The organism is Mucilaginibacter sp. (assembly GCF_028287845.1).
Lineage (GTDB): Bacteria > Bacteroidota > Bacteroidia > Sphingobacteriales > Sphingobacteriaceae > Mucilaginibacter.
The window spans coordinates 27,338-42,384 of record NZ_JAQBOW010000031.1; the positions used below are offsets into that span (position 1 = coordinate 27,338).

Annotated in this window: 10 protein-coding genes; 8 read left to right on the forward strand and 2 right to left on the reverse strand. The window is 38.0% G+C overall.

Features of this window, described 5'->3' with window-relative positions; genetic code table 11:
* The first annotated feature begins 193 nt into the window (after positions 1-193).
* The 8 genes from JWP71_RS02910 (at position 194) to JWP71_RS02945 (ending at position 12,125) form a co-directional block, all read left to right on the forward strand.
* Positions 194-2,251 (forward strand): tetratricopeptide repeat protein, encoded by a 2,058-nt coding sequence (locus JWP71_RS02910; RefSeq protein ID WP_299496898.1) that lies wholly within the window; start codon positions 194-196, stop codon positions 2,249-2,251.
* 2 nt (positions 2,252-2,253) lie between these two features.
* Complete coding sequence (locus JWP71_RS02915; RefSeq protein WP_299496901.1) at positions 2,254-2,652, forward strand: SxtJ family membrane protein; 399 nt, start codon at positions 2,254-2,256, stop codon at positions 2,650-2,652.
* A 16-nt stretch (positions 2,653-2,668) separates the two neighbouring features.
* Positions 2,669-2,821, forward strand: coding sequence for a DUF5989 family protein (locus JWP71_RS02920; RefSeq protein WP_299496905.1), 153 nt, complete (start codon positions 2,669-2,671; stop codon positions 2,819-2,821).
* Between the two features lie 6 nt (positions 2,822-2,827).
* Positions 2,828-4,687: a carbamoyltransferase gene (locus JWP71_RS02925; protein ID WP_299496908.1), complete on the forward strand. Its 1,860-nt coding sequence runs from the start codon at positions 2,828-2,830 to the stop codon at positions 4,685-4,687.
* A 395-nt stretch (positions 4,688-5,082) separates the two neighbouring features.
* Positions 5,083-5,673, forward strand: coding sequence for a sigma-70 family RNA polymerase sigma factor (locus JWP71_RS02930; RefSeq protein WP_299496910.1), 591 nt, complete (start codon positions 5,083-5,085; stop codon positions 5,671-5,673).
* Positions 5,674-5,759: 86 nt separating this feature from the next.
* Positions 5,760-6,956, forward strand: a complete 1,197-nt coding sequence (locus tag JWP71_RS02935) for a FecR family protein (protein ID WP_299496912.1) — start codon at positions 5,760-5,762, stop codon at positions 6,954-6,956.
* A 329-nt stretch (positions 6,957-7,285) separates the two neighbouring features.
* On the forward strand, positions 7,286-10,561 hold the full coding sequence (locus tag JWP71_RS02940; protein WP_299496914.1) for a TonB-dependent receptor: 3,276 nt from the start codon (positions 7,286-7,288) through the stop codon (positions 10,559-10,561).
* Between the two features lie 37 nt (positions 10,562-10,598).
* A complete protein-coding gene (locus JWP71_RS02945) occupies positions 10,599-12,125 on the forward strand; it encodes a RagB/SusD family nutrient uptake outer membrane protein (RefSeq protein WP_299496916.1) in 1,527 nt (508 codons plus the stop codon).
* 111 nt (positions 12,126-12,236) lie between these two features.
* On the opposite strand, the gene JWP71_RS02950 is transcribed toward JWP71_RS02945, so the two are convergent.
* Both JWP71_RS02950 and JWP71_RS02955 read right to left on the reverse strand, forming a co-directional pair.
* Positions 12,237-14,414, reverse strand: coding sequence for a TonB-dependent receptor plug domain-containing protein (locus tag JWP71_RS02950; RefSeq protein WP_299496919.1), 2,178 nt, complete (start codon positions 14,412-14,414; stop codon positions 12,237-12,239).
* A 65-nt stretch (positions 14,415-14,479) separates the two neighbouring features.
* Positions 14,480-14,878 (reverse strand): hypothetical protein, encoded by a 399-nt coding sequence (locus tag JWP71_RS02955; RefSeq protein ID WP_299496921.1) that lies wholly within the window; start codon positions 14,876-14,878, stop codon positions 14,480-14,482.
* Positions 14,879-15,047: the final 169 nt, after the last annotated feature.

The following is a 15,047-nucleotide window of genomic DNA, read 5'->3' on the forward strand; positions in this document are numbered from 1 at the left end:
ACAGCAGGTGCTTTGTAGTATTTTGAAAGACTATTATACTAAACGGTTTATTTATTCTGTTATTGTGCAGGCTACTAAGGGTTTTGGTAAAAGCAAAAGACTCGGCCTTGAAAATTGCACATAATAAGTTTCCTAAACAGATATAGTAATTTTACTTTTAATTTAGTTATTTTTCTGTTATTTCGTAAAATTAATGAGTAACATAAAGTCTGGCAGATCAAAACCTGCAACAAAGCAAGTATCTAAAAATAGAGCGCTTTTATTTAAGTTAATAGGTATTTTATTGCCTTTTTTACTATTATTTTTTATCGAAGTACTATTACGCGTATCTAGTTATGGATATAATCTGAGCCTGTTTATAGAAGATAAAAATGACAAAAACTACCTGGTATTTAATCCAGACGCGTCCAAGAAGTATTTTTTAAATCAGGTTATAGCAACAACAGGCAACAGAGAACCGTTTAAAAAAACAAAAGACCCAAACACAACCCGCATTTTTGTTTTAGGCGAATCAACCACTATAGGTTATCCCTACTTTCATAATGGCTCTTTTCACAGATGGTTGCAATACCGTTTAATGCATACTTTCCCGGATAGAAACTTTGAGATCATTAATGTTTCACTAACCGCGGTTAACTCTTATACTGTTTTGGGCTTTGCCAAAGAAGTGGTAAACTATGAGCCGGATGCCGTGTTAATTTATACCGGACACAATGAATATTATGGAGCTTTAGGTGTAGGTTCAACAGAAAACATTGGGGGCAGTCCATTGTTGGTAAAAACTATACTTAACCTGCGACAGCTAAGATTGGTACAGTTAATAACTAGAGTATATAGCAGCATAGCAGGCGCACCGGTAATACCTAAAGGTGAGTTGAAAGAAACGTTAATGAAGCGGATGGTTGCCAATCAGCAGATACCCTATAAATCAGTATTGTATAATAGGGGAATTGACCAGTTTAGAACCAATATGGATCAAACCCTGCAAACGCTTAATGAACATAAGGTACCTGTATTTATAAGCAACCTGGTAAGTAATGAAAAAGACCTGAAACCATTTGTAAGTATTGCAGCTACAGGGGCAAACCATTTGGCTTTTAATGAGGCCTATAAGCAGGGCATGCAGGCTTTTAACCATAATGATATGCCGGCAGCGCTAAAATATTTTAATGCCGCCAACCTGTTATATGCAAACCATGCCTTGTGCAATTACTATATTGGGCAGATATTATTTAATCAGGGAGATTACAAAGCTGCCAAAACCTATTTTGATAGGGCAAAAGATCTGGATGCGCTACGGTTTAGGGCGCCGCAGCAAATAAATGATATTATCACCGGGCTAATCAAAAAATATCCTTATACACACCTGGTTGATACTAAGGCCGAATTTGAAGCTAACTCAGATCACCATATTATTGGCGATGGATTAATATTAGAGCATGTTCACCCTAATCTTGCGGGATATGCACTAATGTCTGATGCTTTTTATGAAAGCCTTAAAAAAGAACATTTTATTGCAGTAAGTAAAGAAAGTGAGCTATCATTTAAGCAATTGTTGCATGATATGCCTATTACCAAAATAGACTCACTAACAGGTGTTTATAAAATGGCTAATTTAAAAAGCAGCTGGCCCTTTACCGCAGTTACAGTAAAGCCTGATTATAAAGTTAATTCGCCCGAAGAGCAATTGGCCTATGGTGTTACCTTTAAAAGTATGAGCTGGGCAGATGCGATGGACCAGCTTTACAATTATTACATAAACAATAAGGATATTGCCAATGCAAAAAAAGTAGTTGAAGCATTAATATTGGAAACGCCTAACGAGGACGCACTTTATGAAAAAGCTGCAAATTTGAGCGGCGCCATAAAGGATTACAGCAACGCGGCGGCAAACTTTAGTATATCTTTTAACAGGTCACCGGGTTTTGATAAAGCAAGGAATCTTTTTGTACTTTATCTTAAGCTGGATAAACCTTTACAAGCTGTTCCTTACCTTGACTATGCTATTAAAAACAATACCTCAAGTTTTAATCTTGCACCGGTTATGCAATATGTAAATGATGTAATACAGCTAAAAAAAGTATATGAAAATGATACTACCAATATATTAGTTATTAATAAAATAGCTGGTACGTATGCTAAAATGGGTAACAAGGATGGCGCGGTTAAGTATATTGATAAAGCATTAAAACGAGATAAGAAAAACAAAGATGCACTGGCTATATTGGCAAATGTTATTGGCATAAAATAAATATGGACAGACAAAAAAGTATATTAGCTAAAATCACTAAACTACAAACGGTTGAGTTTAGCCAGGTGCTGGTAGTAGTACTTATTGGTTTGGCTTTATATTATAAAAAACATGACCTGGTTATCGCGGCGCTGGCAGTGGCCTTGATCAGCCTTATTATACCAAAACTATTTTACCCATTAGCAGTGGGCTGGTTTAGCTTATCTAAAGTTTTAAGTGCTGTAAGCTCAAAAATATTAATGGGAATTGTATTCCTGGTAATAGTTATCCCGGTTGGGTTTTTCAGAAAGCTAACAGGTGTAGATAATTTAAAATTACGCCAGTTTAAAAAAAGCAGCCAGTCTGTAATGGTTAATCGTGATCATTTATATAAAGAGGCTGATTTTTTAAATACTTTTTAAACAAATTATTCTTGATATGATTGAATTTTTAAAAGAACTATTTGAATTTTTAAAAACCCGGAAGAAATTTTGGTTGCTTCCATTGATATCAATTCTATTAATATTAGCAATAGTGATCGTATTAACTAGTGCATCGGCTTTGGCGCCGTTTATTTATACCTTATTTTAATCATCGTTGGCAGTAGTAATATTAGGCATATCGGCTTTTTATCATGATAGCGCGGCAGTTATTTTAATAGATGGCGAACTTATAGCCGCCGCGCAGGAAGAGCGTTTTTCGAGAATAAAACATGATCCGGCATTTCCATGCCAGGCTATAAAGTACGTATTGGAAGAGTCGGGGGTAAACTATGATAACCTTACGGCTATAGCATTTTATGATAAGCCCTTATTAAAGTTTGAACGCTTGTTAGAAACATACCATGCCTTTGTTCCTAAAGGATTAACCAGCTTTGTTACTGCTATACCTGTTTGGATAAAAGAAAAACTCTTTATGAAAAAAATGTTGCGTAAAGAATTAGTACAATTTGGCAGTAAAAAAATTAAACTCTTATTTCCAGAACATCATTTATCACATGCTGGCAGTGCGTTTTATCCCTCTCCTTTTAATGAGGCAGCTATTTTAACTATTGACGGTGTTGGCGAATGGGCTACTACAACTATTTGCCATGGAAAAGATAATACGGTTAAGATTCTTAAAGAATTACAATTCCCTCATTCTATAGGTTTACTGTATTCTTCATTTACCTATTACCTGGGTTTTAAGGTAAATAGCGGCGAGTATAAATTAATGGGACTGGCTGCCTACGGTAATCCTGATTCGGCTCAAACCGTGGAGTTTAAAAAAAAAATTCTGGATAATGTTGTAGATATACGCGAAGACGGATCAATCCTGCTCAATATGAGCTATTTTAATTTTGCTACAGGGTTAAGAATGACCAATGACAGTTTATGGAAGGCGCTGTTCGGGTTTGCACGAAGGAGATCAGAATCAGACATCTCTCAAATACATATGAATATGGCATTGGCCATACAGCAGGTAACCGAGGATATAGTAATAGCGTTAGCAAAAACGGCGCAAAAGATCACTAATAGCAAAAACCTGGTAATGGCAGGTGGTGTAGCGTTAAATTGTGTTGCTAACAGCAAAATAGCCAATGCCGGTTTGTTCAATAATGTTTGGATACAACCTGCGGCAGGCGATGCCGGCGGGGCGCTGGGTGCGGCTTATGCAGCACACCATATTTTTTATGACCAGCCAACGAAAACATCACCGGCACCTGATTTAATGAAGGGAGCATACCTGGGCCCTGAATACAATGATAAAGATGTAAAAAAGCTCATTAATAATTATACTGCAGATAGCAGGTACTATAATGATTTTGATGAGTTGAGTGCCGATGTAAGTAAAAAATTAGCTGATGGGAAGGTGATAGGGTGGTTTCAGGGAAGAATGGAATTTGGGCCGCGCGCTTTGGGTAACAGAAGTATTTTAGGAGATGCCCGGAACCCTGAAATGCAAAAGATAATAAACACTAAAATTAAGTATCGCGAAGGTTTCCGGCCCTTTGCGCCCAGTGTTTTGGCAGAGGATATGGAGAAGTATTTTGATCTTAAATTCCCCTCGCCCTATATGTTATTTGTTGGCCACCTTAAAGAAGCATTAAGAAAACCAGAACCAGGCAATTATAGCAGCCTTGCGCTTTATGAGAGGCTTTATAGCCTGCGGTCAGCGTTTCAATCTATTACTCATGTAGATTACACGGCAAGGATACAAACGGTGAGCAAGGAAACAAACCCTAAATTTTGGCAGCTTATTAATGATTTTAAAAAACAAACAGGGGTAGGGATATTAATAAATACCTCATTTAATGTGCGTGGCGAGCCCATTGTATGTACCCCCGGGGATGCTTACCTGGGCTTTATGCAAACAGAAATGGACTATTTGGTAATAGGCAATTATTTATTTGATAAAAAACTGCAAAAGCCATTGGTTATCGGACACAAAAAAACAGATACTTATGCATTAGATTAAAGTTATATAGCACAGTGTCATAATCGGCCAAGCATCCGACCGAATAATTATTTTAATATATATTATATAAAATAATACTCTGTACGCCTTGAAAATATAATATTAAATAATAATTTTTTTACTGATATTAGCGTTAAATTATAACTACCTAAATACCTAATTATATTATTATTTATTTGCCGCTGCGAAATGTGCCGGTCAAACCTAAGGATAAGATAGGTTAGTATGTGCATATATTTGGCCAGATCCAATAAGGGTAAGGCAGCTATTATCAGTATCCAATCGAAAAAAAATTACATAAAATTGATGTTAGAAGTGACTATAATTTAATTTATTCGCTGAGTAAAATTTTACAAAAAGAATAACGTTAGTTCAATTAATAATTATCTGTTTAAATGCATAACAAGACCTTTCTGGACGAAAAGGACATGCTTTTGAGTGTGGCGAACGGCAATGAGGAAGCCTTTGAACAGCTTTTCTCCTTGCACCATCATCAATTGGGCATATATATATATCATTTAACAGATTCGATGGAACTGGCCGAGGAGGTGGTTCAGGATGTTTTCCTTAAAATATGGATAAGTAGGGGAGAATTAGCCGGGATTAAGAATTTTAAAGGATATTTATTTGTTATCTCCAAAAATCACGCGCTAAACTGTTTAAGAAAAGTAGCCAGGGAGCGGTTACATTATGAGCAATGGGACGATAGTGTAATAGATATGATGGCACTATCAGAAAACGAGCGTAATACAAAATATTATGATCTGCTGGATGAAGCTATTGATAATTTGCCTGTCCAGCAAAAAAAAGTATACCTGTTAAGCCGTCATCAACGGCTTAAATATTCAGAAATATCAGAAAACCTTGATCTGTCTAAAGAAACGGTTAAAAAATATTTAAAGATCGCCGTTACCTCAATTAAAAATCATATACAGACAAATATTGATGCGTCCATCTTATTTATTGTGATTTTATTGAATTTATAAAAAAAATAAAATTCAATACCCCCTTTTTTTACTGTATTTGTGTCATGTTATATATAGATGCCTAAATTCTATAGTAACCTTTTATAATGAACCAATCTGAGGAGAGGTTTGTGTATTTGTTTAATAGCTATTTTAAAAAAACAGCTACGCAACAAGAGACAAACGAATTATTTAAATTGATTGCATCATCTGCTAATGATGAGCATTTAACTGTGCTTATGGAAAAGGCATGGGATGAAATTCAATTTACTGTTCCATTGTTCTCAGCAAACAAGAGTTATGAAATGCTTAACCATATTTTACATGATGGTAAACAGGAGTTAGAAGCTATCCCTTCTCAAACACGAATTTTTTATTGGAAAAAATACACAGCTGCGGCTGCTATAGTTCTTGTGGGAAGTTTTTGCCTGTATTTCGGTTTTAAACAAAAGAACTTAAAACAGCGGTTTGCTGTTCAAAAAGAAACTAAAATTTTGCCAGATGCCTTACCCGGAACTAACAAAGCCGTGTTAACACTTGCTGATGGTTCAACAGTTGCATTAGATAGCGCTCATATCGGCGTTTTATCAAAACAAGGTAAAAGTGTAGTAAATAATACATCAAACGGAAAACTTATTTATACTGCCGGGAACACAGGTGAAGAAACAATACCGCAAATTAATACATTAGCAACCCCAAGAGGGGGCCAATATCAAATAGTATTGCCCGACGGCAGTAAGGTTTGGCTTAATGCAACCTCATCTATAAAATACCCAACATTTTTTAATGGAAAAGACAGGCGGGTTGAAATTACCGGAGAAGTTTATTTTGAAGTTGCAAAAAATGCGGCAATGCCTTTTATAGTAAAAACAAGCAATACAGAAATTGAGGTATTAGGTACTCATTTTAATGTAATGGCTTATGATGATGAAAATGCTACCAAAACAACGCTCCAAGAGGGGGCTGTAAAAATAAGAAGCGCAAATTGGAGCGGAACTTTAAAACCAGGCCAACAGGCTATACAAAGCAAACAAAATGTAAATATTATTAAAGAAGTTGATGTAGATCAGGAACTGGCATGGAAAAACGGCTTGTTTCAATTTGCAGATGATGACATACAATCAATAATGCGCAAGGTATGCCGCTGGTATGATTTAAGTGTAGTTTACGAAGGAGATATCCCCGTTAAACAATACTCAGGCAGGATTTCGCGAGGTGTTAAAGTGTCAGAATTATTAAATATGCTAAAATACACAGGTGTTAATTCTGAAATAAAAGGAAAGAGCATTTACTTAATAAATTAAAAAAAAGTTCAATGATGGGAATTGAGCTTTTTTAAATAATCCGAATAAAACAACAACTTAATACATAAACCCAATTTATTAACCCAAAAAATAGAAAGATGAGAAAAAGTATACGAACCCACCAGTAAATTGCGGGTTGGCCATTCTTTATATAGTATAAAGAAAAAAAAACCGGGAAGCATTGCAGTGCTTTCCCGGCAACATTTGGGCCAATCAATAGAGTTAGAGATTTAACAGTTTAACGTTTACCCAAACTTTACTAAAGTATGAAATTAAATTTAAAGGCAACACCCTTAAGTTGCCATCGCATATCCAAATTTTTATTGGCAATGAAACTAGCAGCTGTTTTAATAATGGCATCCCTTGTTCAAGTGAGTGCCAAAGGTTATACTCAAAATATAACCCTTCATGAAAAAGACGTTTCTATTACTAAAATATTAGTAGCAATAGAAAAGCAAAGCGGTTATCATTTTTTGTATGACAAACTTGATTTGCCTAAAAACGAAAAAGTATCTATAGCTGTAACTAATGCAACTATAGAAGATGTTCTTAATTTATGCATTAAAGATCAGCCAATTACCTATAAGATTATGCAGCAAACCATTGTTCTTAAAAAGAGTGAAAAGGTTGCTAATCCGGTAAGTAATGCAATTTTAAAAGTTACCGGCAAAGTCATTGATGAAAATAACGATCCATTGCCCGGAGCAACAGTTTCTGTTAAAAACACCAACATAGCTACCGCTACAGACATTAATGGTGCATTTACATTAAACGTACCCGACGCGTCAAGCATACTGGTGGTTTCATTTGTAGGTTATTTACCAAAAGAAGTAGCCGTTACAGAAGGCGATATGACCATAAAATTAGCACCGTCAGCTAAAGGACTGAATGAAGTAGTTGTAGTAGGTTATGGCACTCAGTTAAGAAGAGATGTAACCGGCGCAGAAAGCTCTATTGGATCCGGCGAAATAGCTAAACGCCCTATTACGCAGTTAACCCAGGTATTACAGGGTGAAGCAGCCGGTGTAGCCGTGGTGAGCGGCAATGGTCAGCCTGGTCAGGCCCCCCGCGTTAAAATAAGGGGTGCTAACTCTATCACAGGTAATAACGAGCCTTTATATGTAACTGATGGAAATATTAATTCTAGTCCCGATGATCCTAATGACATTGAGTCAATAGAAATATTGAAGGATGCGGCATCAACAGCTATATACGGATCAAGAGGATCAAATGGTGTTGTATTAATCACTACCAAATCTGGCCATTCCGGTCAAACACGTATTAATTTCAATACCTGGGTTCAGAATGACCAAATGCCTAAAACATTGGATCTGATGAATGCTTATGATTTTGCACGTTCTGTTAATAACCAGTTTGTTTCTACAGGTAGTACCCCGGCTTTTAGCCCGGCGCAGCTTAGTAATTTTCAAACAAATGGCGGTACAGATTGGCAAAAAGCGCTTTTTACAAAGCCATGGGTAAAATATTATGGTATTGACGTGTCAGGCGGCTCAGATGCTACAAAGTATCGCGTATCATTTAGTCACCTTGATCAACCGGGTACCATACTAAATTCATTTTACAAAAGGTCAACCTTAAGGGTAAATCTTGATACCAAGTTAAACGATAAGATGGATGTTAAATTCATTTTGGGCGCGTCACTTCCGCAAAGCCATAATAACAGTTACACCGGCGGTTTAGGCGATCCGTTTAACCAGGCAGTAGAGTGGGATCCTACATCACCAATACGCGACCCTGTTACAGGCGCATATATTAACCACTCTTCTTATGCTTCTATCCAGTTTAACCCCATAGAGCAGGCCGCCAGCCAGGCGGCAGATGGTACCTCTGGCAACTTTAACGGAAGCGCTACATTTAACTATCGCATCATAAAAGATCTGACTTTTACATCAACAGATGTTTATTCATACGACCAAAATTATTTGCAAAACTATTTTGGCCCGGGAACAAGCGCCTATGATTCAAAGGCGGATTATATATCAAATCTTACCACCAAGACAACCAGTTATTTAAGTAGTAATTTCTTAACATACAAACATAAATTTGGCGATCATCAAATAACCGCTACGGCTTTGTATGAGGTACAATCAGATAACAATGTAAATTTTGGTGCCACTTCAAAAGGCTTGTCAACTTACGCGTTAGGTTACTATAACCTTGCATTAGGTTCAACCCAGCAAAACAATTCGGGCTATACTGCAGAATCGTTAGTATCTTATATGGCACGTGTTAACTACTCTTATAAAGATAAATATTTCTTAACGGCAGCTATCCGTACAGACGGTTCTTCGCACTTAATACAGAAGTACAGTTCATTCCCGTCAGTAGGTTTAGCCTGGAACGTAAGCAATGAAGATTTCTTAAGAGACTCTAAAGTAATATCTGATTTTAAAGTTCGTGCATCTTATGGCCAAACAGGTAACCAAAACGTGGGCGCCTATTCAAGCATTGCTAGTATTCTTACTGGCGGCGCGCAAGGTAATTACTACTATGGTGGTGGCACCGCTACGAGTGCCGGTTCACCAAGCGTAGCTACTCCGCTTGGAACCGGTGTATCAAATACACTTAAATGGGAAGCCAAAACAGCCTACGATTTTGGTCTTGACATAGCTTTTTTACAAGGCCGTTTAAGATTTACCCTTGATGCTTACAAAAGTAATATAAACAACCTGCTGTACCAAAACCCTGCACCTTATTATGATAACGGTGGTACATACCAGGCTAACATAGGCAGCCTTACCAATAACGGTGTTGAGTTCTCGCTTGGCGGCAGCCCCGTTATTACACCAAGTTTTAAATGGAATACCAACGTTAACCTGTCAATTAACCGTAACAAGGTTACAAACCTTGCCGGTCTTGATAATGTAATAACCGGAGCTGGTAACAATACGGTTAACGCTATACTAAAAATTGGCCAGCCATTAGGCGAGTTTTATGGCTATAAATTTTTAGGTACCTGGAAAACCAGCGAAGCAGCCCAGGCAGCTTTGTATGGTATGAAACCGGGTGATGCAAAATACCAGGATTTAAATGGTGATCACGCCTATACATCAGCAGATTATCAAACATTAGGTAATGCTACACCGCAATTTACATACGGTTGGAGCAATGATATAGCTTACAAAAACTTCACCTTAAGCTTCCTGTTTCAGGGACAACAAGGAAGCCAGGTGTTTTCGCAAACCCTTGCTTATTTATGGGGTGGCTTAGGTGACATGAAAAACGCTACAACTGCAGAAGCTGTACCAGAGAATTTATGGACACCAGGTAATCAAACAAATAACCCGGCATGGAGCAGTACCAGCCACAATTATAACAATAGCAGCCGCTATGTATATAATTCAAGTTTTGTAAAATTAAGAAACTTGTCTCTTGCTTATGATGTGCCTGTTGTATTATTAAAAAAGGCGAGCATCAGGAGTTTGCAATTATATGTAAGCGGACAAAACTTACTTACAATTACACCTTACAAAGGATATGATCCTGAAGTTGATAATGGCGGTAATCCTATTGTACAAGGGCAGGAATTTGGGGTTATTCCAAATCCTAAAACCTACACCTTAGGTGTAAGACTTGGCTTGTAACGGTAAATTAATTTAAAATTCTTTAAAATATATAAAGATGAAAACAAAATATTCAATACTATTAGCATTGTTTTTTGGAGTGATGTTAGCCGGATGTGTGAAACTTAAAGAAGATCCGAAGGCTACTTTAACACCAGGAACATATTTTAAAACTCAAAGCGACCTTGACGCGTCTGTAAGTGCAATGTATGTGGCTCTGGCCAGAGATGGTGCCTGGGGTTTTACCAGCAAAGAAACATCTTATTTTGGTGCTGATGACATAACTACCGATCCGGGTTTAAATAAACAAGATCAACGTGATTTTGACCGCTTATCAGGTGGTAGCACAAATTCAAGTTTAACAAACCAATGGAACGGGCCATGGCAAGCTATTTACCAGGCCAATAATGTGATTGCTAATTATCAAAAAGTTAATTCAACCGATGCTTTAAAAAACGCGTCAGTGGGCCAGTGTTATTTTATAAGAGGCTTATGTTACTATTATTTGGTAAGAACATTTGGAGCATTGCCCTTGGTATTAACCAATCTAAGTCTGGATGTTAGGCCGCCAAGAGTTGGTGTAGATCAAATATATGCTTCTATCATCAGTGATTTAAAAACTGCCAAAAGTCTTTTAGGCACAACCCCGTCATCAGGCAAGCCAACAACTTATTCAGCAAGTGCATGTCTGGCAGATGTGTATTTAACTATGGCAGGCTGGCCGTTAAATCAGCCCGCTAATTACGCTTTGGCAGCAACTGAGGCTAATTTAGTAATTCAGTCGAGCGCGTATAATTTAAGTACACCTTACGACCAGGTTTTCACAACTAACAACTCTCCTGAATCTATTTTTTCACTGGAGTATAGCGTAGCCGGTGGTTTACCTAATCGTAGTTTCGGCTCAACCAATATCCCGCTTGACGAAGTAGCGGTTGATGGATCAAGCGGCTGGGATGATGTTTATCCGGAGATCAACTTCTTTAATAATGCCCCGGTATGTACCAGAACAGATCTTACTTTCTATACTACACTTAAGTTAAGAAATGCGGATAAAACAACATTTACCTTAACTCCGTGGAATTCGCCAACAACACATGCGCAACACCCATACTATAAAAAGTTTAGGGCAGGGCTTAATGGCGATGGGGTTAATGAAACCGCTACCCAACTTCTTACTATACAACCAAGTACTAATAAGGCAACGGATATTATTCGTTATCCGCAGGTTCTTTTAGACTATGCAGAAGCGGCAGATATGGCCGAAGGCAGCCCGTCAATTGCAGCCTACAATGCTATTAATGCAGTTAGAGCACGTGCAGGCGAGCTACCGTTAACGCCGGGTTTAGGGCAAACAGCTTTCAGAGACGCAGTAGTGTATGAGCGTGCTTATGAATTTGCCGGTGAATTTGGTATGCGTTGGTTTGATATTGTACGTTTGCAGTTGTTACCGCAAGTAATTGCTAGCCGTAATGCTGTAGAAAACTCTATCCCAGCGGGAACAAATATCGCTCAGAAATATATAGCTCCTATTCCGTTCCCAGAAATGGCTATTAATACTCAATGGACTCAAAACCCGGGTTATTAATAATTACAGATTATTAGCCATATCATAAAAATTGGCTTAATAATATTATAATTCTGAATGATCAATTTAATAGTGGCAGGTGCTTAGCGCCTGCCACTATTTTTTTTTGATTCAATTTAATAATTTGATCCTGATCCCTGCATTGACAACTATGCCATCCAGTGGTGCATAAATATCCCCGAAATTAGGGTTTGTGATGCTGCCCGTATAAATACTGCCCCATTTGGTTTGCCGTTGGTCGGTTAAGTTTTCAGCGTTAATAAAAATATCCAGGTGCTTCCACATTTTTTGCACCAATAAACCAAAGGTTACATAATCCCTTCCGGTGGTGCCATCACTTAATAATTGTGAGCCCGTATAAAAGCTTTCTGCTCCAAAGCGAAAACTACCCTCTATTTCGTAAGTCGCATCAAAGCTCAACTGGTTTTTGGGTGTTAATGGTTGTGTGGTTGTTAACCCGCTAAAATGCTGTTTGGTATTGGTATAAGTATATCCCAGGTAAAACACTAACTCATCCATAGCCAGTTTGATATTGGTTTCCGTTCCTTGCGTGGTAAGGTAGCCCTGCGCATTGATGAAAGTATTATTTTGCAGGATAAGTGGCCTATCTACTTTGGTGTAAAAGAAAAGTTGGTTAATACTAATAAAAGCTCCACTGCCTAATGCACTTCGGTAATTTAGGTCGCCATTTAGCCCGTAAGATTGTTCCGCTTGGGTGTTGCCGGTATTTAATGGTTTAATGTTTTGATAGCCATCCTGCTCACTCTGGTCATTAAACAAGGTTGGCATCTTATAACCAAACCCACCACCTATACGGCTGGTTAAATAGCTGGTAAGTTTAAACAAAGCATTTATCCTTGGTAAAATAAATAGCCCGTTAGCCGGTTTATTTGGTGGCGGGGTATTGTCATCCAGCCGCAGGCCGCTTTCTAATGAAAACCAATTATTGGCCTTATAGGTGTTCTGTACAAAAGCGCCTAAAGTAGTTAGGTTATAGTTCAAACTGCTTTGCGGGGGAGTAGCCGTAAAGTTATCAGTAATTAAATTGGCACCTGCTACCCATGTAGCTTTTTCACCATTTCGCACATAGTTCAATTCGCTAAAGGAAGAAATCTGTTTGCCTTTAAAATTAAACCCGGCTTCGCTTAACTGGCGGTCAAAATAGCCGATGGTGTTTTTGAAATTAATCCGGCTTTCTTCATCTATTTTATGAGTAAAGGATAATTGGGTGGAAAATCGGAACGTTTTATTACGTTCAAAATACTGATGGATGTTGTCGGCTTTGCCATCAATCACCTGCATATCGCCCCCTAAACGGTTTTCATATGTAGTATTAACGCCAATCCAACCTGAATTATCCTCATCCATATAAAGATATATTTTGGGGTTGATGGTAAAACGCTTGATTTGCGGTATCGCGCTTAAACCGGTATTGGACGGATCGTATGCGCCATTATAGTTATATGCCCCAAATATGGTAGTGCCGATATGCTGCCATTTCCGGCTATAATATCCGCTGGCATCGCCCCCCTTTGCAGTAGTGCCGTTTAATAAAAAGGTAAGTTCTGGCGTTTTCTCCGGTACTTTACTGATAAGGTTAACTAAGCCCGCGATAGCGCCGCCACCATATAAAGTTGATGCTGAACCTTTGATAAACTCTACCTGTTTTAAATCCAGCGGACTTATCTGCAATAAACTTAAATTGCCCGAAAAGCCGGAATACAGCGGCATTCCGTCCTGCAATAATTGGGTATAACGGCTGTCCAATCCCTGGATACGAAAGCTGGAGCTCCCGCTTACCACCGAGGTTTGCTGCACATGGATGCCCGTTGTTTCACCTAACATCATCTTAATATCGCCGGGCCGCATGGTGCTTTTTTCGTCCAGTTCTTCTGAAGCTAACGCCTCAATGCGTGTTGGGATATCCCGCAGGCTCTGATTGGTACGGGTGGTTTGCACCGCAACTTCAGCCAATTCTCCTGTTGAAGGTTCAAGGGCAATTTCGATTGTTTGATCTGGATTTTTTTGCGGGAAGCTATAAACCTTTTCACTTTTACTAAAACCTACATAAGTAACATCAATTTCAAATTTTCCGTTAGGAATATTGGGGATGATAATTAAGCCGCTGGTATCGGCGCTTACTGCTATTTTTAGGTTGGGTATAGTGACCGTGGCTCCTTTAAGAATAGTTTTTGTTTGATCGCTGATCACCTTTGCTCTGAAGGTATTTTGCGCTATTACCCCATGGCATAGCAACATACAAAGTATGAGCATGAAAATTCTATTCATAAATATAAATATAATAGATAAAGAGTGATAAATAAACTGACTGATAAACCGTAGGAAACAAGCAATCAGGTGAGTGGGGGCCTGAACAATTTATCTTTAAAGTCTGAAGTATTTACCACTATGCGGATTTGAGTATGGGTAACAATATCCTGGGGGATGGTTAGCACACGCATATGAACGGAGGACAGCACAACAAAAAAAGGCGCAGGCTGGTGCTGAAACTGAACATCGTTGCCGGAACTTTGCGGTTTATCATTAGCATTATGACCGAAAATTTCTTTACCGTGCAGCAGATAATCGCCTATAAAATCAAATACACCTAATTCATCAGAGGTGGTAATCTTTGAATAATTACGGTACATTTGAGGCAAGTCGCGCGTTAAAGAAAAATCACCCAATGGAAAAATAACGCTCCCTATCAATAGGAGGCAGGCCATTCCAAAAGTGATTATTCGCTTAACCATTATAAGCAAAGATAGGAAAAGTGTAGTAAGGGTTGCACAGTACCAAATAGTGTAAATAATTTATTTGTTAAAATTGACTGTGTTTATAAAACTCTTATTGTTTTATTAGGTTATAAATCAGCAGAAAGTAAATGCCACTGAAACAGAGTTTTATTTGTTTAAAATACAT